The organism is Streptococcus porcinus, from assembly GCF_901542335.1.
Classification (GTDB): Bacteria; Bacillota; Bacilli; order Lactobacillales; family Streptococcaceae; genus Streptococcus; species Streptococcus porcinus_A.
The window spans coordinates 57187-78413 of record NZ_LR594036.1 but is presented as its reverse complement, the minus strand read 5'-3'; the positions used below and the strand labels follow the sequence as shown (position 1 = coordinate 78413).

The window sequence follows — 21227 nt, the reverse complement described above, 5'->3', positions numbered from 1 at the left end:
TGTTGCTCTTTTCTCTAGATTTTTAAGCTTTCGACAAACATCTTTACTCTTTCTTCCCGAGAAAGTCTTATTCTGGAAAAAAACTTACCTTCAATTGCGGCCAGGTAGAGGACCAATTTTTTTGGTATTGCCTTTGATTGTATTTTTTGTGGCGCTCTCTATTTTCTGTATAGTAGGGTGTTGGATTTACCTGAAATTGTAAAATATCTGCTTCTCCATAAGGCAAAAAGAGCTCTAGCTGGTTTTTGTCATCCAATCTAGCTGCAATAGCTGTACACTTTTCAGGAAATTTCGAAATAGCATCACAGGCACTACTATAAGCTGAGGCAGCTGGTGTATGATAGTGCATATAGACCTCATTTTTAACGTCCCAGTTGTATTGGGGGAATTTTCTCATTATACTTTGCTCCAAAGTCAAGCTTTCTTGATAAGTCATGTTAGGATCAAAAAATACCAAATCAATGTCCGTTGTCAAAATTTCATTATGGTTTGACAACTTATTCCAAATAAAGTTCCGTAAAGTACCCGCACAAAGCCACGAATCTGGTAAATCTAAACCCTTTATCAGTTTCAATAAGTTCATTAATTCAGCGTTCTGAGAAATCAATTTATCAATAACTTCCATCAAAAAATCCTTTCTGCATGGTGTTACTTTTCCATTACTGTCACTTTACTTTATCATATAAGAGCCCTTTTTTCATTCTATGACTGATTTTTTGATAAATAACAAAAAATCGTTTGACAAAATAATCACAAAATCATAAAATATTAGTGTAAGCGTTTTCAATATATGATAATTATTATCGGAGGGATTTATATGAAAGCAGTTGTTGTTAATCAAACAAGCACTGGCGTAGATGTTATTGACCACGAAGTACCCAAAGTGGGTTATGGTCAAGCACTTGTCAAAGTAGAATACTGTGGTGTCTGTCACACAGACTTACACGTTGCACATGGTGATTTCGGTGAAGTTCCTGGCACTATCCTTGGTCATGAAGGTATTGGTATTGTCCAAGAAATCGGTGAAGGCGTCTCAACTTTACAAGTTGGTGACCGTGTGTCAATTGCATGGTTCTTTGAAGGTTGTGGTCACTGTGAATACTGTACTACCGGTAGAGAAACACTATGCCGTTCTGTTAAAAATGCAGGTTACACCGTTGACGGTGGTATGAGTGAATATGCTCTTGTCACAGCTGATTATGCTGTTAAAGTACCAGAAAACCTTGACCCAGCACAGGCCTCATCTATTACCTGTGCTGGTGTTACAACCTATAAAGCAATCAAAGAGTCTGACATTGCTCCTGGCGAATGGATTGTTATCTACGGAGCTGGTGGTTTAGGCAACCTTGCCATCCAATACGCCAAAAAAGTCTTTAACGCTCAAGTTATTGCTGTTGATATCAACCAAGATAAATTAGAACTTGCCAAAGAATGTGGAGCTGACGTTATCGTTAATGGTAAAGAAATAGAAGATGTTCCAGCCTATATTCAAAAAGTATCCGGTGGCTGTCACGGAGCAGTTGTTACCGCTGTTTCTAAAGTTGCCTTCAACCAAGCTGTTGAAAGTGTTCGTGCCGGTGGTACTGTTGTTGCTGTTGGTCTTCCTTCAGAATACATGGATTTAAGCATCGTAAAAACTGTTCTAGATGGCATCCGCATCAAAGGATCACTAGTCGGAACTCGTAAAGACCTTGAAGAAGCTTTTGCCTTTGGTGCTCAAGGATTAGTTGTTCCAGTAGTTGAAACAGTTCCTGTAGATACAGCGCCACAAGTTTTTGACGAAATGGAAAAAGGGCTTATTCAAGGCCGTAAAGTACTAGACTTTACACAGTTATAATTTTAATTACAATTTAACAATTAAAAAGTCAACTGTTTTTCAGCAGTTGACTTTTTATCACTTTAAACAAATAGAGTTTTACATGCTATATAGCAATTCCCTTACTACGGACTTTTCTTTTTCCTTTAAAAACGACCTGTTGTGGATATAACCTGTAACAACTAGCCACGTATCAAGTAGGACTCAATAATAGCTTTATAGGCATCAATAAAATCTAAGTATTGAGCTAATGGCAACCTTTCATCTCGTTTATGGTTTAGTGTTGGCATACCCGGACCATAGACAGCTAACTCCAAATTATCATTGGCTCTAATAAATTGCGCAGCATCGGTTGTCCCTGATACAACCATTGGTTTTACCTGCTTCAAGTCAGAAAAATCCTCTAAATTCAGTTGTTCGTCCTCACCAAGTACAGTATTCATCTGATGAACTAGTGATTGAGGCTTCAAGGTATCAATAGCATTAGCAACATCAGTAATCGTTTCAATTAATTTTGAGTTAGGATTGGTTTGAACTGGAGGCTGATCAGCCGTAATAGTTGCTTCTAAATCAAAACCTTCCTTTTTGTTTAACTCCTGAATAACTGCAAAAACCTCTTGCATTAATGCCTGATTGTCAAATTCAGGAATAGTTCTAGCATTAGCTTCAAAATTAGCATACTCCGGAATAGAATTGACTTGGCTACCACCTGTCACTAAGGTAATATTATGGAAAGTTTTCCCCAATACTTCATTTACAATTTGATCTGACTTCTGAGTAATTCTCTCTGAAATCTTAGTCATAGCTAGTAAGAGATGTTCGATGGCATTATTGCCCAACTCCGGCGTTGAAGAATGTGCAGACGTTCCCTTTGAGGTAACCTTATAATTAAGAGACCCTTTATGTCCATACACAACTCCAATGTTACAAGGTTCCCCAATTAGTACTGCCTCAACATCATCCAAATACCCTAAATCCGTCAATTGAGCAGAGCCAAGTTCTCCAACCTCTTCACCAACAGTTGCTAATAACTTCACTTTTCCTTTAAATTGTTGAGATTCATAGATTTCAATAAAAGCAAGAATCAGCGCTGTCAATCCGGCCTTCATATCTGATGCTCCTCTTCCCCAAATAACATCTTTTTCAATATACCCTGAAAATGGGGGATAAGTCCAATCCTCAACATTACCAACACTAACAACATCCATATGTCCTGATAAGGCAAGCACAGGCCCAGATCCGTTTGAAATCTCTGAAATCAGACTGCTTCTTCCTTCAGAATAGGTCACTAGTTGCGAATGAATACCATGCCTTTTTAAAAGATCACGATAATACATAGCAACTTGCTCTTCATTGCCATTTTCTGATCCAATTTGAATAACATCTTGTAGAATTTTGATATATTCTTGTTTTTCCATGGTGGATTATCCTCTTTTCTGACTACATTATAGCACATCCTTAGGAATAGGCTTTATTTTGAATTCATACGAGAGAGAGTTCTGATTTGAAGCTTCCTTTACTTATGCCTGTTAGAGCATGTTTATGATATGCTTTCTAGAAAGGAAAATAGTTTAACTTCTTTTTGCTAATATGGATACATAAGGTCTTGCCCATAAAGTTGCCATAAGCGTCCTCCAGCGAAGGGTAAATGATAAGCACTGGAAATTGATTGAGGCAGGCCATCACCTGGCATCGGAATAAAATCAGAACTTACTTTAAGGTAAACACCTAACGCAAGCACCAAAACACTTAACAATAGGACATTTAATTGGCTACCATAATGATTGATAGCCTGAACCCTCTGGAGCAAACGATCATAACAGTTGATAAGTAAACCAAATAGAAGCCCTGGCACTAATTGAATGATTATTTTAAACCGTCTAGTTCTACTAATATTTTTCTTACAATTAAAAACTGTAGGACGACAAGTAGCAACATAAAGATTATTGTCAGAAGTCCTAGCGAAGCTTCTAAGATTTCCGACAAAATATTGGGAATGCTCGCAATTGGCGAGGTCCCTAACTGTGATTGCTTTGACATAATAACTCCTAAAGCCATAATATTAGCGTCAACAAGAAAAGACAAAGTTAGTCAACTTTGTCTTTTCTAACAAACTCACTCTTACTAATAAATTCTAGTCTTCGGCTTTTAAGTCTTATTAGCAAATCTTAAACAAATATCAGATCTAAACATATTTAAAAAGCGGAAGTAAAAGTATCTAAACTAGATTGGCTTGACATACACTTCTTCTTGCCTACCAACTGAGAAAATATACTTATGTCCTTGAGTCAAACTATGGTAAAATCCTTCTCCCTTATAAAGGTGAAACACTTGCATACTACTGCCATCATCATCTTTATAAATGTAATCATAGTAAGGATTATTAGCAAAGACCGACTTCAAGTACTTATTTTCAACCGGTCTTGCAACTCCCTCAATACGTATAACCTGTGTCAAATAACCATCTTCTAACATCGCCGTCAAAGCAATACGCTCATCACCCATTAGTTGCTGATAAAAATGTGTCTTTGGACTAGTCATAAAAAATATACCTTCTTCATTAGCAGCAGTTATATGAGCATGCCTAGCATGAGGTTCACCGTCCTGCCCAACCGTAGCAAAAACACCGACTTTCATATCTTCAACTAGAGCCATCATATCTTTTATTTCCATCACACTATCTCCTGTAAGCGCTTTTCTTTAGTATAGCAAAATCATGCTTACTTGTTAAGAAGAAAAAATAATTAGAATACTGCGAAAGAGTGAGCTATTAATACTATCTCCGTATGAATTATAGCGAGAGCTTCATTTGATAACCACTATATCATTGCATTAACGATAAATAAGACTGTCAGCATTATAAGGTTACTATTCTTATAAGTCTAAACGATAGAGATACTCTGAAGTCGTTTCTTTGGCCTTCTTATTCAACCGACCATCAGAAACCGAGATTCGTTTCATGCCTAATTTTTCCATTAATAAATAAGAAGCTTGGTTTTGACTATCACAGTGGGCAATAAAATGTTTAACTTGGAATGTTTCAGAAAAGTAACTTATAGCAGAATGAGCTGCCTCAAAAGCAATTCCTTGATGCCAAAACGGCCTGGCCAAAATCCAGCCAATTTCAACAACATTCTCATCAGCCCTTTTTGTAAGACTCAAACCTCCAACGTGTTTACTATTATAAATAATAGCAAATTCAAGTTCAAACTCCTCTTCCGAATAACATTTCCAATTATATTCACTATTTAATAAAAAGTCCTCAGTTTCTTCAATAGAATCGTTGGGTAAATTAAGCATATACCTATTAGCATCTTTAAGAGATAACTACTACTAGGAGACCTGAGAGCCTTCTTCTAGATACAAAAATTCCGATCTCATTTATAATTTATAAGATTAATCATTATGTATTATCAAAATAAATCCCCTATAACAGCATAACATATCCAACAATAATGAAGAAGCAACAGTATTGAAAATAATCAGAAAAACCACATCCAAATTAGCACAATATCTCTAAAAATCATCTTAGGAAAGTTATAAATAAGAATTGATAACTACAGTTTACTTAGATAGTGAATGAATACAAAAAAGACAAGGCCTAGAAACCTTGTCTTTTTTCTATACCGGCGGCCGGGGTCGAACCGGCACGTCCGTGAGGACACTGGATTTTGAGTCCAGCGCGTCTGCCAATTCCGCCACGCCGGCATTTCAAATTTTCATTTAAAAACTGGGGTAGCTGGATTCGAACCAACGCATGAGGGAGTCAAAGTCCCTTGCCTTACCGCTTGGCTATACCCCAATAAAATAGGCGAGTGATGGGAATCGAACCCACGAATGTCAGAGCCACAATCTGATGTGTTAACCACTTCACCACACCCGCCATATTTCTAACACGGGCAGTAGGAATTGAACCCACACTGAAGGTTTTGGAGACCTTAGTTCTACCTTTAAACTATGCCCGTTAGGATGGAAAGAGAGGGATTCGAACCCCCGAACCCGAAGGAGCGGATTTACAGTCCGCCGCGTTTAGCCTCTTCGCTATCTTTCCATAATATTAAATTGTAATGGCGCGAGACGGAATCGAACCGCCGACACATGGAGCTTCAATCCATTGCTCTACCAACTGAGCTACCGAGCCATGATAAATACAAATAATGTCTATTGCGGGAGCAGGATTTGAACCTACGACCTTCGGGTTATGAGCCCGACGAGCTACCTAGCTGCTCCATCCCGCGATAATCTTTAAAGGAGGATGTGGGATTCGAACCCACGCACGCTTTTACACGCCTGACGGTTTTCAAGACCGTTCCCTTCAGCCGGACTTGGGTAATCCTCCATATATAGTCCGTACGGGATTCGAACCCGTGTTACCGCCGTGAAAAGGCGGTGTCTTAACCCCTTGACCAACGGACCATATGTTTTAATGGGCACGAGTGGACTCGAACCACCGACCTCACGCTTATCAGGCGTGCGCTCTAACCACCTGAGCTACGCGCCCAAGCTACAGTATAAATGTATAGCTTGGTAAAAACTATAAAGCGGGTGACGAGAATCGAACTCGCGACAACAGCTTGGAAGGCTGTAGTTTTACCACTAAACTACACCCGCTTAATACTATGGGAGTTAACGGGTTCGAACCGCTGACCCTCTGCTTGTAAGGCAGATGCTCTCCCAGCTGAGCTAAACTCCCATCGAGTGGTCTAAGCTAAGCGACTTCCGTATCTAACAGGGGGCAACCCCCAACTACTTCAGGCGTTCTAGGGCTTAACTACTGTGTTCGGCATGGGTACAGGTGTATCTCCTAGGCTATCGTCACTTAACTTATGATTGAACTGTATTCGAACTTAAATCTTACTGAAAAAGTTAAACTTCCTTGTGTGCAACCACACAGCCTCAATTCCCTATTTTCATACAGATTTTTTAACGTTCTCACTACTTAAGATTAGTCCACTCAAAATTGAATAACTATATCTTATCAAGAACTCTACCTCTTTGTCAATAAACGTGTGACAACTATTTCTTATCTTTGGATAAGTCCTCGAGCTATTAGTATTAGTCCGCTACATGTATCACTACACTTCCACTTCTAACCTATCTACCTGATCATCTCTCAGGGCTCTTACTGATATTAAATCATGGGAAATCTCATCTTGAGGGGGGCTTCGCACTTAGATGCTTTCAGCGCTTATCCCTTCCCTACATAGCTACCCAGCGATGCCTTTGGCAAGACAACTGGTACACCAGCGGTAAGTCCACTCTGGTCCTCTCGTACTAGGAGCAGATCCTCTCAAATTTCCTACGCCCGCGACGGATAGGGACCGAACTGTCTCACGACGTTCTGAACCCAGCTCGCGTGCCGCTTTAATGGGCGAACAGCCCAACCCTTGGGACCGACTACAGCCCCAGGATGCGACGAGCCGACATCGAGGTGCCAAACCTCCCCGTCGATGTGAACTCTTGGGGGAGATAAGCCTGTTATCCCCAGGGTAGCTTTTATCCGTTGAGCGATGGCCCTTCCATGCGGAACCACCGGATCACTAAGCCCGACTTTCGTCCCTGCTCGAGTTGTTGCTCTCGCAGTCAAGCTCCCTTATACCTTTACACTCTGCGATTGATTTCCAACCAATCTGAGGGAACCTTTGGGCGCCTCCGTTACCTTTTAGGAGGCGACCGCCCCAGTCAAACTGCCCGTCAGACACTGTCTCCGATAGGGATTGCCTATCTGGGTTAGAGTAGCCATAACACAAGGGTAGTATCCCAACATCGCCTCTAACGAAACTGGCGTCCCGTTCTCAATGGCTCCTACCTATCCTGTACATGCGGTACAGATACTCAATATCAAACTGCAGTAAAGCTCCATGGGGTCTTTCCGTCCTGTCGCGGGTAACCTGCATCTTCACAGGTACTAAAATTTCACCGAGTCTCTCGTTGAGACAGTGCCCAAATCATTACGCCTTTCGTGCGGGTCGGAACTTACCCGACAAGGAATTTCGCTACCTTAGGACCGTTATAGTTACGGCCGCCGTTTACTGGGGCTTCAATTCAGATCTTCGCTTGCGCTAAACCCTCCTCTTAACCTTCCAGCACCGGGCAGGCGTCACCCCCTATACATCATCTTACGATTTAGCAGAGAGCTGTGTTTTTGATAAACAGTTGCTTGGGCCTATTCACTGCGGCTGTCATCGCTGACAGCACCCCTTCTCCCGAAGTTACGGGGTCATTTTGCCGAGTTCCTTAACGAGAGTTCTCTCGATCACCTGAGGCTACTCGCCTCGACTACCTGTGTCGGTTTGCGGTACGGGTAGTATGTAGTTAAACGCTAGAAGCTTTTCTTGGCAGTGTGACATCACTAACTTCGCTACTAAACTTCGCTCCCCATCACAGCTCAATGTATCAGGTATAAGCATTTGACTCATACCACACCTCACTGCTTAGACGTGCTCTTCCATTCGCACGCTTTAGTTAGCCTTCTGCGTCCCTCCATCACTATACATACTAGTACAGGAATATCAACCTGTTGCCCATCGAATACACCTTTCGGTCTCTCCTTAGGTCCCGACTAACCCAGGGCGGACGAGCCTTCCCCTGGAAACCTTAGTCTTACGGTGGACAGGATTCTCACCTGTCTTGCGCTACTCATACCGGCATTCTCACTTCTATGCGTTCCAGCACTCCTCACGGTATACCTTCTTCACACATAGAACGCTCTCCTACCATTACTATTACTAGTAATCCACAGCTTCGGTAAATTGTTTTAGCCCCGGTACATTTTCGGCGCAGGGTCACTCGACTAGTGAGCTATTACGCACTCTTTGAATGAATAGCTGCTTCTAAGCTAACATCCTAGTTGTCTGTGCAACCCCACATCCTTTTCCACTTAACAATTATTTTGGGACCTTAGCTGGTGGTCTGGGCTGTTTCCCTTTCGACTACGGATCTTAGCACTCGCAGTCTGACTGCCGATTATATCTACTTGGCATTCGGAGTTTATCTGAGATTGGTAATCCGGGATGGACCCCTCACCCAAACAGTGCTCTACCTCCAAGAGACTTAACATCGACGCTAGCCCTAAAGCTATTTCGGAGAGAACCAGCTATCTCCAAGTTCGTTTGGAATTTCTCCGCTACCCACAAGTCATCCAAGCACTTTTCAACGTGCCCTGGTTCGGTCCTCCAGTGCGTTTTACCGCACCTTCAACCTGCTCATGGGTAGGTCACATGGTTTCGGGTCTACATCATGATACTAAGTCGCCCTTTTAAGACTCGGTTTCCCTACGGCTCCGTCTCTTCAACTTAACCTCGCATCATAACGTAACTCGCCGGTTCATTCTACAAAAGGCACGCTCTCACCCATTAACGGGCTCGAACTTGTTGTAGGCACACGGTTTCAGGTTCTATTTCACTCCCCTCACGGGGTGCTTTTCACCTTTCCCTCACGGTACTGGTTCACTATCGGTCACTAGAGAGTATTTAGGGTTGGGAGATGGTCCTCCCAGATTCCGACGAGATTTCGCGTGTCTCGCCGTACTCAGGATTCTGCTAGGGCTCAATTCAATTTTAAATACGAGGCTGTTACTCTCTTTGGCTTACCTTCCCAGGTAATTCTTCTATTAAATTAAAGTCCCACGTCGCAGTCCTACAACCCCGAGGAGTAAACTCCTCGGTTTGCCCTCCTGCCGTTTCGCTCGCCGCTACTAAGGCAATCGCGTTTGCTTTCTCTTCCTGCAGCTACTTAGATGTTTCAGTTCACTGCGTCTTCCTTCTCATGACCTTTATAGTCATGGATACTAACCATTAGTTAGTGGGTTCCCCCATTCGGACATCTCTGGATCAGCGCTTACTTACAGCTCCCCAAAGCATTTCGTCGTTAGTCACGTCCTTCTTCGGCTTCTAGTGCCAAGGCATCCACCGTGCGCCCTTATTAACTTAACCTTATTCCAGTCTTTCGACCTTCTTATTTTTTAATATGTTCGCGTTTATCTTTTTTTCGGTTTATTTCTTGTTACTTTTCTACAATCATTTGTATGATCGTGGAATTTGATATAGTTATTCAATTTTCAATGGACTATTATGATATTAAGAACCGTTACGACTTGTCGTAAAACTTGCGTAAAATAAGGAACAAACCAGTGATGTGTCTTCAGACACGAGATGGTTTTGACTTATTTCTAGTAAGTTTAGGTTCGTATTCAAATATCATTTATCTAGTTGAACACGAGATTAATTTCTTAGGAAAATAGATAACCTTCCTTGTGTGCAAGCACACTGTGTCAGATTCCTAATTTTCTACAGAAATTTCGGCAAGCCGAACATCTCTTTGTATCCTAGATAATGGAGCCTAGCGGGATCGAACCGCTGACCTCCTGCGTGCAAAGCAGGCGCTCTCCCAGCTGAGCTAAGGCCCCGACTAATAAACTGGTTGTTACATTATTAGTGGTGGTACTATTCTATTACGTGAAGCTTAATTGTATTCGAACTAAAATCTTAGTGAAAAAGATAAATTTCCTTCTGTGCAAGCACACAGCGTCAATTTCCTATTTTCATACAGATTTCTTAACGTTCTCATGACTTAAATAAGACCTCTCAAAACTAAATAAGACATGACCAAACGTCTTCCATTTCCTTAGAAAGGAGGTGATCCAGCCGCACCTTCCGATACGGCTACCTTGTTACGACTTCACCCCAATCATCTATCCCACCTTAGGCGGCTGGCTCCTAAATGGTTACCTCACCGACTTCGGGTGTTACAAACTCTCGTGGTGTGACGGGCGGTGTGTACAAGGCCCGGGAACGTATTCACCGCGGCGTGCTGATCCGCGATTACTAGCGATTCCGACTTCATGTAGGCGAGTTGCAGCCTACAATCCGAACTGAGATTGGCTTTAAGAGATTAGCTTGCCGTCACCGGCTTGCGACTCGTTGTACCAACCATTGTAGCACGTGTGTAGCCCAGGTCATAAGGGGCATGATGATTTGACGTCATCCCCACCTTCCTCCGGTTTATTACCGGCAGTCTCGCTAGAGTGCCCAACTTAATGATGGCAACTAACAATAGGGGTTGCGCTCGTTGCGGGACTTAACCCAACATCTCACGACACGAGCTGACGACAACCATGCACCACCTGTCTCTCCTGCCCCGAAGGGAAATCCTATCTCTAGGACGGTCAGAAAGATGTCAAGACCTGGTAAGGTTCTTCGCGTTGCTTCGAATTAAACCACATGCTCCACCGCTTGTGCGGGCCCCCGTCAATTCCTTTGAGTTTCAACCTTGCGGTCGTACTCCCCAGGCGGAGTGCTTAATGCGTTAGCTCCGGCACTAAGCCCCGGAAAGGGCCTAACACCTAGCACTCATCGTTTACGGCGTGGACTACCAGGGTATCTAATCCTGTTTGCTCCCCACGCTTTCGAGCCTCAGCGTCAGTTACAGACCAGAGAGCCGCTTTCGCCACCGGTGTTCCTCCATATATCTACGCATTTCACCGCTACACATGGAATTCCACTCTCCCCTTCTGCACTCAAGTTTGACAGTTTCCAAAGCGAACTATGGTTAAGCCACAGCCTTTAACTTCAGACTTATCAAACCGCCTGCGCTCGCTTTACGCCCAATAAATCCGGACAACGCTCGGGACCTACGTATTACCGCGGCTGCTGGCACGTAGTTAGCCGTCCCTTTCTGGTTAGTTACCGTCACGTAATGGATTTTCCACTCCCATTACCGTTCTTCTCTAACAACAGAGCTTTACGATCCGAAAACCTTCTTCACTCACGCGGCGTTGCTCGGTCAGGGTTCCCCCCATTGCCGAAGATTCCCTACTGCTGCCTCCCGTAGGAGTCTGGGCCGTGTCTCAGTCCCAGTGTGGCCGATCACCCTCTCAGGTCGGCTATGTATCGTCGCCTTGGTGAGCCTTTACCTCACCAACTAGCTAATACAACGCAGGTCCATCTCATAGTGGAGCATTTGCCCCTTTTAAGTAGATGACATGTGTCTTCTACTTTCATGCGGTATTAGCTATCGTTTCCAATAGTTATCCCCCGCTATAAGGTAGGTTACCTACGCGTTACTCACCCATTCGCAACTCATTAGACTGGTGCAAGCACCTGTCCTCTGCGTTCTACTTGCATGTATTAGGCACGCCGCCAGCGTTCGTCCTGAGCCAGGATCAAACTCTCATTTTAGTTTGAACTTACTCGTTCTTTTTCTGTCGCTGACAGATTTATTGCTTTTTTGATTGACGGGTAATATGTCTTGCATATCACCCTCACGTTTGGTTTTTTCTTGTCTTATTCAGTTCTCAAAGGTCTTGAATCTCTTACGAGACAACTATTTTATTCTATCAGCTATCATCTTCTTTGTCAATATCTTTTTTCAATTTATTTGGCTTTGATGATGACTGGGTTGCTCTTTTAGCAACTTTATTAGTATACCCACCTTTTTACACTTTGTCAAGGTCTTTTTGAAAAAAATTTAAATTATTTTATAAGCTTTTTAAAAGTGAAAGTTCTAAGATGAAGTTAGCCACTCAGACTATTAAAAAACACCACAGAGAGACATAATATCATTTACCGCAAACACATTAAAGGGAGCCTGCTGAGATACAAGCCTATTATAAGCCAAAAGAAAAACATTTAACACTAGCTAGTAGAAGAAATATTGAACGATGGCTTAAAGAAGAGTATTCAAATCGTGAAATAGCTAGTAAGATTAGCAAAGGCTCCTCAGATCATTCACAATGGAGTAAAATGTGGACTAGTAGGACAATTGATTCGAAAAGGAAAAATTGTAACTATCTACTCTGCGGTTAAATCACAAAATGATTACGAGTCAAAGAGGACTCAATCTGTAAAAAAGGTAATTGCTGGAACCAATCTTAACGAGACAATTTGTCATTATATGAAACTAAAACTTTCTCCTGAGATGTTGTAAAAACAAGAAAAATAAACGTACCTATTTCAACTATCTATTACTGGATTCATCATGGTTACTTAGGGGTGAATAAATCTAATATGCTTTATCCAAGAAGACCTCAATTCCTAAAAAGAAAATCAGTAAGAATTTTGAACCTGCAGAAACATCGATTGAAAAAAAGACCTACGATTATTAATGAAAAGCTTGAAAATGGAGATTACGAAATTGATACTGTCATCCAAACAAGAGATAAGAATAATTGTTTATTAACCGTAACGGATAGACTTAGTCGACATGAAATTATTCATCTCATACCCGATAAGTTCGCACAGTCAGTTAGCGATGCCTTATGTAGTATACTCAAGCAACACAAAATACTTTTCGTCACTGCCGATAATGGCTCAGAATTCGTTCGACTTTCTGAGATATTTAATCATGAGAACATTTCCCATGCTCACCCTTATTCATCACGGGAACGTGTCACTAATGAAAATTGGATTAATGATTACCCTAAAAATATTTTGCTACAAATCTCCGGTTGATTTTTTACTTAATGGCTAACTTAGACTTGAAATTTACTAAGCTATTTAAAAGCCAATTTAAGACGATTTTGTTCAACTTAGTTCATAGAGGTATTAGTAAGCGCCTAAGAGCTCTTATCGGGCTTTTTAGACATAACAAAACGCCTGCTTGCGAAATCCCTCTAAAACTAGATGCATTTCGTAAACAAGCGTTACCCTAACAATATGATGAGTGTTCCCGCTAGGAAGTATTCCTAGCGGTAGACCAGAGCTAGACTAAGAACGAAATAAAGAACGTTCCACCATCATAACACTCAACAAAATTGATAAAAATTATACTAATTCAATAATTGCCATTGGAGCAGCATCTCCACGGCGTGGTTCTGTTTTAAGAATACGTGTGTATCCACCATTACGTTCAGCGTAACGAGGTGCGATATCATCAAAAAGTTTTTGAAGAGCTGTTTTAGATGAATATTTATCTGTTGCTTCATCATAGTTTTCTGATGCAATTTCATTACGTACGTAAGCAGCTGCTTGACGACGAGCATGAAGATCACCACGTTTACCTAAAGTAATCATTTTTTCAACTGTTTTACGGATTTCCTTTGCACGTGCTTCAGTTGTAACAATTGTTTCGTTGATTAATAAATCAGTCGTTAAATCACGAAGCATTGCTTTACGTTGTGAGCTAGTGCGTCCTAGTTTACGGTAAGCCATTTTGTCCTCCTATATTATTTATCGTTTTTTAGTCCTAAACCTAAGTCAGCAAGTTTAACCTTAACTTCTTCAAGACTTTTACGTCCAAGGTTGCGAACTTTCATCATTTCAGGCTCAGATTTTTCTGTTAAATCAAATACAGTGTTAATACCTGCACGTTTTAGACAGTTATATGAGCGTACGGACAAATCAAGCTCCTCAATTGTTCGGTCAAGTACTTTTTCATCGTTCACTTTTTCAGTTTCTTTCATAACATCCGTTGCTTTTGCAACTTCTGTTAAATCTGTAAAGAGATTCAAGTGTTCGATTAAAACTCGAGCAGACAGACCTAATGCATCTTCAGGAATGATTGTTCCATTTGTCATGATTTCAATTGTTAATTTATCAAAGCCATCATTACTACCAACACGGGCAGGCTCAACTTGATAATTAACTTTTTTAACTGGCGTGTAGATAGAATCAACAGCCAATGTTCCTACAGGTGCATCATCTTTTTTATTACCTTCTGCAGGGACATATCCACGCTTTTTAGCAACAGTCATGGTTGCTTTTAGTGAATGGCCTTCAGCGATAGTAAAGAGATAATGATCTGGGTTAACAAGTTCAATGTCGCTATCTGTTAAAATATCACCAGCAGTTACTTCTGCAGGTCCTTCAACATCAAGTTCGATCATCTTTTCGTCTTCTACGTAAGATTTTACTGCAAGGCCTTTAACATTAAGGATAATTTGCATAACATCTTCACGTACACCTGGGATTGTATCAAATTCGTGTAATACTCCATCAATTTTGATTGATGTAACTGCCGCACCTGGTAAGGAAGACAAGAGTACACGACGAAGTGAATTACCGAGAGTTGTTCCGTAACCACGTTCTAGCGGTTCGATGACAAATCTGCCGTAATCTTTATTTTCATCAATTTTTGTTATTGTTGGTTTTTCAAACTCAATCATTTTTTCACCCCTCGAAACGAAACTTGTGTACTATATAGTAATTATGATTATACACGACGACGTTTTGGAGGACGAGCACCGTTATGTGGTACAGGAGTCACGTCACGAATTGCAGTCACTTCAAGACCTGCAGCAGCAAGTGCACGAATAGCAGATTCACGACCTGAACCAGGGCCTTTTACAGTAACTTCAACAGTTTTTAGACCATGTTCTTGTGCAGATTTTGCAGCAGCTTCAGCAGCCATTTGAGCAGCAAAAGGAGTTGATTTACGAGATCCTTTGAAGCCAAGCGCACCAGCTGATGACCATGCAAGAGCATTACCATGAACATCTGTAATCATAACAATAGTGTTATTAAATGTAGCGTGAATATGGGCAACACCAGATTCGATGTTCTTTTTCACACGACGTTTACGTGTTGGTTTAGCCAATTTTTTTACCTCCTATTTTATTTTTTCTTACCAGCAATCGCAGTAGGTTTACCTTTACGAGTGCGAGCGTTGTTTTTTGTGTTTTGTCCGCGGACAGGAAGTCCACGACGGTGACGAATTCCACGGTATGATCCGATTTCCATCAAGCGTTTGATGTTTAAGTTAACTTCACGACGAAGGTCACCTTCAACTTTGATTGAATCGATTTCGCGACGGATTGCATCTTCTTGGTCACTTGTTAAATCTTTAACACGGATATCTTCAGAAATACCAGCAGCAGCTAAGATTTTTTGTGATGTTGCAAGACCAATACCGTAAACATAAGTAAGTGAAATTACTACGCGTTTATCATTTGGAATATCAACTCCAGCTATACGAGCCATTTTTTCTCCTTTCTATATTATCCTTGACGTTGTTTGTGTTTTGGATTTGTTGGACAAATCACCATAACACGACCGTTACGACGAATAACTTTACAGTATTCGCAAATTGGTTTAACCGATGGTCTTACCTTCATGTTTTAATCCCTCCAATTATTTCGACTATTTAAAGCGGTATGTGATGCGTCCACGTGTTAAATCATACGGACTCATTTCTACAGTAACACGGTCACCTACTAAAATACGAATGTAATTTTTACGGATTTTCCCTGATACAGTTGCTAGAATTTGGTGCCCATTTTCTAATTCAACAGTAAACATTGCATTTGGCATTGTCTCTACAACTTTGCCTTCAATTTCAATCACGTCTTCTTTTGCCACGCAAAAGCACCCCCTAAATTTCGATTTGATGTCCTCTGAGCACAGAGGTAACAATTATAAGTCAGACTAGCCTATTATAGCACTTCACTTCAACTTTCGCAAGTTTTTTGAGAGAAAAATCATAGACTATCGATAACTTCTTTGATATCAACAAAAACTTGTGGTATTTCTTGATCACCTTTAATATCATGGACGATACCTATTTTACGGTAGTGATCAATGATTGGTTGTCCTTGCGCGATATTCACATCTAGACGACGTTTGACGGTCTCAGGCTTATCATCCTCACGTTGGTAATAATCATTTTCATCATAGTTACCAGCTGGTGGATTAAAGACTTTATGGAAAGTTTCGCCAGTTTTCTTATGGATAATTCGACCACTCAAACGTTCAACTAGAGATTCTGGGTTAACATCAATATTAATAACACCATCAAGTCTTAAACCTAAAGATTCAAGCGTTTCATCTAAAGCATGAGCTTGCTCGATAGTCCGTGGGTAGCCATCCAACAAGAAACCTTTTGCTTTGATGTCTTCTTGTGAAAGGCGCTCTTTAACGATACCGTTTGTAACTTCATCTGGTACTAAATCACCTTTATCAATATAAGATTTAGCTAATTTTCCCATTTCAGTTTGGTTAGCCATCGCTGCACGGAACATGTCACCAGTTGAGATATGAATAACACCAAATTCATCAACAATTTTTGATGCTTGAGTTCCTTTTCCTGCTCCTGGTAAACCCATAATTAAAAGATTCATGTCAGTCTCCTCTTTGACTAAAAATAGTAAAAATGAATAACTTCATTTTGTGTTTTTGTTTTCAAATGATAATAAGAAATCTAATCAAGTCTTACTATCACCTGAAAACAAAATAGAAGGTTGACAATGTCAACCTATATTCTATTCTGCTGTATTCATAAATCCGACATACTTTCTTTTTAGAAGGTAGCCTTCAAGTTGTTTCATTCCTTCAATTCCTGTCGAAATCAAGATGAGCAAGCTTGTTCCCCCTAAGGCAATGCCTGAGGAGAGGTTCAATGTTTGCTGTGCCGCAATTGGAACAAGAGAGATAAATGCTAAGAAAATAGAACCTAAAGTGGCCAATTTTTTAAGCAAGGATGACATATATAATTCTGTTTCACGTCCAGGTCGAACACTTGGAATATAGGACGAATTCTTCTGCAGATTTTCAGCTGTTTTCTCAGGATTAACTTGTACAAAAGTATAGAAGAATGAGAATAATATAATCAAAAACGCATAAACGATCATACCAGTCGGAGACTGATAATTTAAAATATCTTGCAGTTTTGTTAGCCACGGAATATCTCTTCCATTTTGAAAGAAAGGAATAAGAGTACTTGGAATGGTTGTAATCGAGCTAGCAAAGATAACGGGAATAACGCCTGCTGGATTAACTTTTAAAGGAAGATACGAACTTGTTGGTGCACCCTGAACAAGTTTTGTATATTGGATTGGAATTTTGTATTCCGCTTGTTGAACAAATGTTGTAAAGAAGACAATAGCTAGTACAGCAAAAATTAAGATTCCAACAATAAGGTATGATGATTGAATATCTCCTGCCTTAATGTTCACAAAATAATCTTCATATACTGTAGCAATTGCATTTGGAATTGATGAAATAATACCTGCAAAGATAATCATCGAAACACCATTTCCAAACCCCTTATCTGTGATTTGTTCTCCTAACCAGGTCACAATAACACTACCTGTTGTTAACAAAGCACCAATTAATAAATATGTTTTAACATTTGGTGTTGAAACTAAAGCAACATTTGACAAGCTATTAAAACCTGCCGTGATCCCAATCGATTGAATGAAGGCTAGTCCCAAGGAGATATAACGTGTCGCTTGATTTAACTTACGACGACCTACTTCACCTTGTTTACCCCATTCAACAAATTTGGGTAAAATATCCATCTGTAATAGTTGAACAACGATAGATGCCGTAATATAAGGACTTACCCCCATAGAGAAAACAGAAAAGTTTCTCATAGCATTACCACTAACCAAGTTCAACATATTAAGAAAGGGAAGTTCACTCAATTGCTCTAAGCTCTTTGCATTAACACCAGGAACAGTGATATGTGTCCCAATACGGAATATGAGAATAATAAAGATTGTATACAATATTTTTTGTCTTACCGTCTTTATTTTTAGTGCATCTTTAAGTATTTTTAAGAACATAATGAGTTACCCCTCATTAAATGACTTCGATTGAACCACCTTTAGCAGTAATTGCTGCTTCAGCAGATTTTGAGAATTTAGCTGCTTTGACAGTCAATTTTTTAGTCAATTCACCGTTACCAAGAATTTTAACGCCTGATTTTTCAGCACGAACGATACCAGCTTCTTTAAGAACAACTGGTGTTACTTCAGTACCATCTTCAAATACGTTTAATTGATCAAGGTTAACAAGAGCGTACTCTTTAGTATTGATATTTGAGAAGCCGCGTTTTGGCATGCGACGGAACAATGGAGTTTGTCCACCTTCAAAACCTAAACGAACGCCACCACCACTACGTGAGTTTTGACCTTTTTGTCCGCGTCCAGATGTTTTACCGTTACCTGATGAAGAACCACGACCTACACGGTTGCGTACTTTACGTGAGCCTTCAGCAGCTTTTAATTCATGAAGTTTCATTTTTTCTCCTTTTTTGTAAAATGCTAGCGCCTCTATGAGGGGAAGGGACTCCCCATAGAAACTCGCCTATACATATAATCAACTATAAGTCGCAGAGCAATTCCCTACGACTTAAACCATTTTTATTTAACGTCTTCGACTGTTAATAAATGAGAGATAGCTGTAACCATACCACGGATAGCAGCATTATCTTCTTTAACAACTGAAGAGTTTAATTTACCAAGTCCAAGAGCTTGAACAGTTTTACGTTGTTCTGGTTTACGCCCGATTGGAGACTTAGTCAAAGTAATTTTAATTTGAGCCATTGTAATCTCCTTTCTTAAGCTAAGTCAGAAACTGAAACGCCACGCAAAGCAGCAACTTCTTCTGCACGTTTAAGCTGTTTCAAACCTTCAACAGTTGCACGAACAATGTTGATTGGAGTATTTGAACCAAGTGATTTTGAAGTGATATCAGCAATACCTGCCAATTCCACAACGGCACGAACTGCGCCACCTGCGGCAACTCCAGAACCTTCTACAGCTGGTTTCAACAATACTTTTGCTCCACCAAAGTTAGTGAAAACTTCGTGAGGGATTGTTGTACCAACCATTGGTACCTCAATCATATTCTTTTTAGCTGCTTCAACAGCTTTACGAATAGCTTCTGGTACTTCTTGAGCTTTACCAGTTCCAAAACCTACACGACCATTACCATCACCAACAACTACAAGAGCTGCAAAGCGAAGACGACGTCCACCTTTTACAACTTTTGTAACACGGTTGATAGCAACAACGCGTTCTTCAAGTTCAACTGCATTATCTTTAAATGCCATTATTTTGTGTCCTCCCTATTAGAATTTCAATCCGTTTTCACGAGCTGCATCAGCTAAAGCTTTAACACGTCCGTGATAGAGATATCCACCGCGGTCAAACACCACTTCAGAAATACCTTTAGCCACTGCACGTTCAGCAACAAGTTTGCCGACTACAACGGCTTGTTCAGTTTTTGTTCCTTTTGAAACGTCTTTATCAAGAGTTGATGCGCTTGCGAGCGTTACACCCGCTACGTCATCAATCACTTGAGCGTAGATGCCTGTATTAGAACGAAATACGTTCAAACGTGGGCGTTCTGCAGTTCCAGAGAGTTTACCGCGGACACGACGATGGCGTTTTTGGCGGATTTTATTTTTATCTGGTTTAGAAATCACAATTTTCACCTCTTAATTTTTAAACATTTGTTTTATAACAAATCAGCACATATTTCATCTATTGACCAGAAATTTCTGATCAACTCAATAAAATCATTATTTACCAGTTTTACCTTCTTTAAGGCGTACATATTCACCAACATAACGAATACCTTTACCTTTATAAGGTTCTGGTGAACGTAAGCTACGAATATAAGCAGCAGTTTGACCAACTTTTTCTTTACTAATACCTTCAACAGTGATTGAAGTTGGATTAGCAAGTGAGAAAGTAATTCCTTCTGGTGCTTCTACTTCGTCTTGGTGAGACTTACCAACTGAAAGAACTAATTTGTTGCCTTGAAGTTGAGCACGGTAACCGACACCCTTCATTTCAAGTTCTTTTTTGAACCCTTCAGAAACACCTTGCACCATGTTATTCAACAAAGCACGAGTTGTTCCGTGAATTGTTTTCATTTCTTTAGAGTCATTAGGGCGAACAACTGTAATTTCCGCACCTTCAACTTTAATTTCAATATTTTTATTGAACTCACGAGTGAGCTCTCCTTTAGGGCCTTTAACTGTTACAACATTATTGTCGTTTTTAAGTTCAACACCTGCAGGGATCACAATAATTTTATTACCAATACGTGACATGTTTTCTTTTCTCCTGTTAAATTATCAAGCCTTTGAGGCTAGTTTTCACGGGGGTTTGATAGATTAGATACCTTTAATTATTTCAAAATCAAACACGAGCTGTGGCCTGTGTGAAAAAGATAAATCTTCCTTGAGTGTAAACACTCTACGTCAGATTTCCTGTTTTCACTTTGTCCACGATGCTCTTAGTATCTTAAATTACCAAACGTATGCAATAACTTCTCCACCAACATTTTTTTGGCGAGCTTCTTTGTCAGTCAAAAGACCTTCAGAAGTTGAGATAATTGCAATTCCAAGTCCGTTAAGAACTTTAGGAACATCTTCACGTTTTGTATAAACACGAAGACCCGGTTTTGAAATACGTTTCAAGTTAGTGATAACGCGTTCGCCATTTTGACCATATTTAAGGAAAACACGAATGATTCCTTGTTTATCGTCTTCAATCACTTCAACGTTTTTTACAAAACCTTCACGTTTAAGGATTTCAGCAATCCCTTTTTTGATGTTTGAAGCTGGTACTTCTAACACTTCGTGTTTAACTTGGTTAGCATTACGAATACGTGTTAAAAAGTCAGCAATTGGGTCAGTCATAACCATTTTATATTTCTCCTCTTACTAGCAGTTTGATTTTATC

Annotated in this window: 21 protein-coding genes, 13 tRNA genes, 3 rRNA genes and 1 pseudogene; 2 read left to right on the top strand and 36 right to left on the bottom strand. The window is 40.3% G+C overall.

What is annotated here, in order from left to right; genetic code table 11:
• Positions 1-67: 67 nt before the first annotated feature.
• Complete coding sequence (locus FGK96_RS00540) at positions 68-625, bottom strand: nucleotidyltransferase family protein (protein ID WP_138080406.1); 558 nt, start codon at positions 623-625, stop codon at positions 68-70.
• A gap of 192 nt (positions 626-817) precedes the next feature.
• Between FGK96_RS00540 and adhP the strand changes: the two genes are divergently transcribed.
• Positions 818-1837, top strand: coding sequence for an alcohol dehydrogenase AdhP (gene adhP, locus FGK96_RS00535; protein WP_138080404.1), 1020 nt, complete (start codon positions 818-820; stop codon positions 1835-1837).
• A 161-nt stretch (positions 1838-1998) separates the two neighbouring features.
• Here adhP and FGK96_RS00530 read toward each other — a convergent pair whose 3' ends face one another.
• The 21 genes from FGK96_RS00530 to FGK96_RS00435 form a co-directional block, all read right to left on the bottom strand.
• Positions 1999-3234, bottom strand: coding sequence for an ArgE/DapE family deacylase (locus FGK96_RS00530; RefSeq protein ID WP_138080402.1), 1236 nt, complete (start codon positions 3232-3234; stop codon positions 1999-2001).
• 167 nt (positions 3235-3401) lie between these two features.
• The gene (locus tag FGK96_RS10530; protein WP_232045781.1) at positions 3402-3671 is read right to left on the bottom strand and encodes a hypothetical protein; all 270 of its coding nucleotides are present in this window, start codon (positions 3669-3671) and stop codon (positions 3402-3404) included.
• An 11-nt stretch (positions 3672-3682) separates the two neighbouring features.
• Positions 3683-3856 (bottom strand): hypothetical protein, encoded by a 174-nt coding sequence (locus FGK96_RS10525; RefSeq protein ID WP_232045780.1) that lies wholly within the window; start codon positions 3854-3856, stop codon positions 3683-3685.
• Between the two features lie 183 nt (positions 3857-4039).
• The gene (locus FGK96_RS00520) at positions 4040-4489 is read right to left on the bottom strand and encodes a pyridoxamine 5'-phosphate oxidase family protein (RefSeq protein WP_138080400.1); all 450 of its coding nucleotides are present in this window, start codon (positions 4487-4489) and stop codon (positions 4040-4042) included.
• 201 nt (positions 4490-4690) lie between these two features.
• Positions 4691-5116 (bottom strand): GNAT family N-acetyltransferase, encoded by a 426-nt coding sequence (locus tag FGK96_RS00515; RefSeq protein ID WP_232045779.1) that lies wholly within the window; start codon positions 5114-5116, stop codon positions 4691-4693.
• Between the two features lie 324 nt (positions 5117-5440).
• Positions 5441-5524, bottom strand: a tRNA-Leu gene (locus FGK96_RS00510).
• 22 nt (positions 5525-5546) lie between these two features.
• Positions 5547-5618, bottom strand: a tRNA-Gln gene (locus FGK96_RS00505).
• Between the two features lie 8 nt (positions 5619-5626).
• Positions 5627-5699 (bottom strand) — tRNA-His (locus FGK96_RS00500).
• Between the two features lie 11 nt (positions 5700-5710).
• Positions 5711-5781, bottom strand: a tRNA-Trp gene (locus FGK96_RS00495).
• Positions 5782-5786: 5 nt separating this feature from the next.
• Positions 5787-5867 (bottom strand) — tRNA-Tyr (locus FGK96_RS00490).
• 17 nt (positions 5868-5884) lie between these two features.
• Positions 5885-5957 (bottom strand) — tRNA-Phe (locus tag FGK96_RS00485).
• Positions 5958-5980: 23 nt separating this feature from the next.
• Positions 5981-6054, bottom strand: a tRNA-Met gene (locus FGK96_RS00480).
• 11 nt (positions 6055-6065) lie between these two features.
• A tRNA-Ser gene (locus FGK96_RS00475) sits at positions 6066-6155 on the bottom strand.
• Between the two features lie 5 nt (positions 6156-6160).
• Positions 6161-6232, bottom strand: a tRNA-Glu gene (locus tag FGK96_RS00470).
• A gap of 11 nt (positions 6233-6243) precedes the next feature.
• Positions 6244-6317: transfer RNA gene (locus FGK96_RS00465), tRNA-Ile, on the bottom strand.
• 39 nt (positions 6318-6356) lie between these two features.
• Positions 6357-6427, bottom strand: a tRNA-Gly gene (locus tag FGK96_RS00460).
• A gap of 9 nt (positions 6428-6436) precedes the next feature.
• A tRNA-Val gene (locus FGK96_RS00455) sits at positions 6437-6509 on the bottom strand.
• 14 nt (positions 6510-6523) lie between these two features.
• Positions 6524-6639: ribosomal RNA gene (gene rrf, locus FGK96_RS00450) — 5S ribosomal RNA — on the bottom strand.
• A gap of 206 nt (positions 6640-6845) precedes the next feature.
• Positions 6846-9750: ribosomal RNA gene (locus tag FGK96_RS00445) — 23S ribosomal RNA — on the bottom strand.
• 400 nt (positions 9751-10150) lie between these two features.
• Positions 10151-10223: transfer RNA gene (locus tag FGK96_RS00440), tRNA-Ala, on the bottom strand.
• Between the two features lie 222 nt (positions 10224-10445).
• Positions 10446-11994 (bottom strand): 16S ribosomal RNA (locus FGK96_RS00435).
• The 16S, 23S and 5S rRNA genes sit together here with 13 tRNA genes alongside, the layout of an rRNA operon.
• Before the next feature lie 417 nt (positions 11995-12411).
• Here FGK96_RS00435 and FGK96_RS00430 point away from each other — a divergent pair.
• Positions 12412-13307, top strand: a pseudogene (locus tag FGK96_RS00430) (IS30 family transposase); the annotation flags it as partial.
• Positions 13308-13578: 271 nt separating this feature from the next.
• Here FGK96_RS00430 and rplQ read toward each other — a convergent pair.
• The 14 genes from rplQ to rpsH all read right to left on the bottom strand — a co-directional run bounded on the left by rplQ (position 13579) and on the right by rpsH (position 21190).
• Positions 13579-13965 carry a 50S ribosomal protein L17 gene (gene rplQ / locus FGK96_RS00425; protein WP_003083490.1) on the bottom strand — a complete coding sequence of 129 codons (387 nt, stop codon included), beginning with the start codon at positions 13963-13965 and terminating at the stop codon, positions 13579-13581.
• 14 nt (positions 13966-13979) lie between these two features.
• On the bottom strand, positions 13980-14918 hold the full coding sequence (locus tag FGK96_RS00420) for a DNA-directed RNA polymerase subunit alpha (protein ID WP_003083434.1): 939 nt from the start codon (positions 14916-14918) through the stop codon (positions 13980-13982).
• Positions 14919-14965: 47 nt separating this feature from the next.
• On the bottom strand, positions 14966-15349 hold the full coding sequence (gene rpsK, locus FGK96_RS00415; RefSeq protein WP_001118387.1) for a 30S ribosomal protein S11: 384 nt from the start codon (positions 15347-15349) through the stop codon (positions 14966-14968).
• A gap of 17 nt (positions 15350-15366) precedes the next feature.
• Entirely contained in the window at positions 15367-15732 is a 366-nt protein-coding gene (gene rpsM, locus FGK96_RS00410) for a 30S ribosomal protein S13 (RefSeq protein WP_003083837.1), read from the bottom strand.
• Between the two features lie 17 nt (positions 15733-15749).
• Entirely contained in the window at positions 15750-15866 is a 117-nt protein-coding gene (gene rpmJ / locus FGK96_RS00405; RefSeq protein WP_000868345.1) for a 50S ribosomal protein L36, read from the bottom strand.
• A 25-nt stretch (positions 15867-15891) separates the two neighbouring features.
• Positions 15892-16110, bottom strand: a complete 219-nt coding sequence (gene infA, locus FGK96_RS00400; RefSeq protein ID WP_001040189.1) for a translation initiation factor IF-1 — start codon at positions 16108-16110, stop codon at positions 15892-15894.
• 119 nt (positions 16111-16229) lie between these two features.
• The gene (locus FGK96_RS00395) at positions 16230-16868 is read right to left on the bottom strand and encodes an adenylate kinase (RefSeq protein ID WP_138080398.1); all 639 of its coding nucleotides are present in this window, start codon (positions 16866-16868) and stop codon (positions 16230-16232) included.
• A 141-nt stretch (positions 16869-17009) separates the two neighbouring features.
• Positions 17010-18314, bottom strand: a complete 1305-nt coding sequence (secY, locus tag FGK96_RS00390; protein WP_138080396.1) for a preprotein translocase subunit SecY — start codon at positions 18312-18314, stop codon at positions 17010-17012.
• A gap of 16 nt (positions 18315-18330) precedes the next feature.
• Entirely contained in the window at positions 18331-18771 is a 441-nt protein-coding gene (gene rplO / locus FGK96_RS00385) for a 50S ribosomal protein L15 (protein WP_093959235.1), read from the bottom strand.
• 122 nt (positions 18772-18893) lie between these two features.
• On the bottom strand, positions 18894-19076 hold the full coding sequence (rpmD, locus tag FGK96_RS00380; RefSeq protein WP_003084646.1) for a 50S ribosomal protein L30: 183 nt from the start codon (positions 19074-19076) through the stop codon (positions 18894-18896).
• Positions 19077-19090: 14 nt separating this feature from the next.
• Positions 19091-19585: a 30S ribosomal protein S5 gene (gene rpsE / locus FGK96_RS00375; protein ID WP_003082868.1), complete on the bottom strand. Its 495-nt coding sequence runs from the start codon at positions 19583-19585 to the stop codon at positions 19091-19093.
• 18 nt (positions 19586-19603) lie between these two features.
• Positions 19604-19960, bottom strand: a complete 357-nt coding sequence (gene rplR / locus FGK96_RS00370) for a 50S ribosomal protein L18 (RefSeq protein ID WP_003046068.1) — start codon at positions 19958-19960, stop codon at positions 19604-19606.
• A gap of 96 nt (positions 19961-20056) precedes the next feature.
• Positions 20057-20593: a 50S ribosomal protein L6 gene (gene rplF, locus FGK96_RS00365; RefSeq protein ID WP_138080394.1), complete on the bottom strand. Its 537-nt coding sequence runs from the start codon at positions 20591-20593 to the stop codon at positions 20057-20059.
• Positions 20594-20791: 198 nt separating this feature from the next.
• Positions 20792-21190, bottom strand: coding sequence for a 30S ribosomal protein S8 (gene rpsH / locus FGK96_RS00360; RefSeq protein WP_003085849.1), 399 nt, complete (start codon positions 21188-21190; stop codon positions 20792-20794).
• Between the last annotated feature and the right edge of the window lie 37 nt (positions 21191-21227).

Excerpts from the sequence above, each read along its gene's own strand:
- FGK96_RS00540 (WP_138080406.1), bottom strand. The coding sequence starts at position 625 with ATGGAAGTTATTGATAAATTGATTTCTCAGAACGCTGAATTAATGAAC.
- adhP (WP_138080404.1), top strand. The coding sequence starts at position 818 with ATGAAAGCAGTTGTTGTTAATCAAACAAGCACTGGCGTAGATGTTATT.
- FGK96_RS00530 (WP_138080402.1), bottom strand. The coding sequence starts at position 3,234 with ATGGAAAAACAAGAATATATCAAAATTCTACAAGATGTTATTCAAATT.
- FGK96_RS10525 (WP_232045780.1), bottom strand. The coding sequence starts at position 3,856 with ATGTCAAAGCAATCACAGTTAGGGACCTCGCCAATTGCGAGCATTCCC.
- FGK96_RS00520 (WP_138080400.1), bottom strand. The coding sequence starts at position 4,489 with ATGGAAATAAAAGATATGATGGCTCTAGTTGAAGATATGAAAGTCGGT.
- FGK96_RS00515 (WP_232045779.1), bottom strand. The coding sequence starts at position 5,116 with ATGCTTAATTTACCCAACGATTCTATTGAAGAAACTGAGGACTTTTTA.
- rplQ (WP_003083490.1), bottom strand. The coding sequence starts at position 13,965 with ATGGCTTACCGTAAACTAGGACGCACTAGCTCACAACGTAAAGCAATG.
- FGK96_RS00420 (WP_003083434.1), bottom strand. The coding sequence starts at position 14,918 with ATGATTGAGTTTGAAAAACCAACAATAACAAAAATTGATGAAAATAAA.
- rpsM (WP_003083837.1), bottom strand. The coding sequence starts at position 15,732 with ATGGCTCGTATAGCTGGAGTTGATATTCCAAATGATAAACGCGTAGTA.
- rpmJ (WP_000868345.1), bottom strand. The coding sequence starts at position 15,866 with ATGAAGGTAAGACCATCGGTTAAACCAATTTGCGAATACTGTAAAGTT.
- FGK96_RS00395 (WP_138080398.1), bottom strand. The coding sequence starts at position 16,868 with ATGAATCTTTTAATTATGGGTTTACCAGGAGCAGGAAAAGGAACTCAA.
- secY (WP_138080396.1), bottom strand. The coding sequence starts at position 18,314 with ATGTTCTTAAAAATACTTAAAGATGCACTAAAAATAAAGACGGTAAGA.
- rplO (WP_093959235.1), bottom strand. The coding sequence starts at position 18,771 with ATGAAACTTCATGAATTAAAAGCTGCTGAAGGCTCACGTAAAGTACGC.
- rpmD (WP_003084646.1), bottom strand. The coding sequence starts at position 19,076 with ATGGCTCAAATTAAAATTACTTTGACTAAGTCTCCAATCGGGCGTAAA.
- rpsE (WP_003082868.1), bottom strand. The coding sequence starts at position 19,585 with ATGGCATTTAAAGATAATGCAGTTGAACTTGAAGAACGCGTTGTTGCT.
- rplF (WP_138080394.1), bottom strand. The coding sequence starts at position 20,593 with ATGTCACGTATTGGTAATAAAATTATTGTGATCCCTGCAGGTGTTGAA.
- rpsH (WP_003085849.1), bottom strand. The coding sequence starts at position 21,190 with ATGGTTATGACTGACCCAATTGCTGACTTTTTAACACGTATTCGTAAT.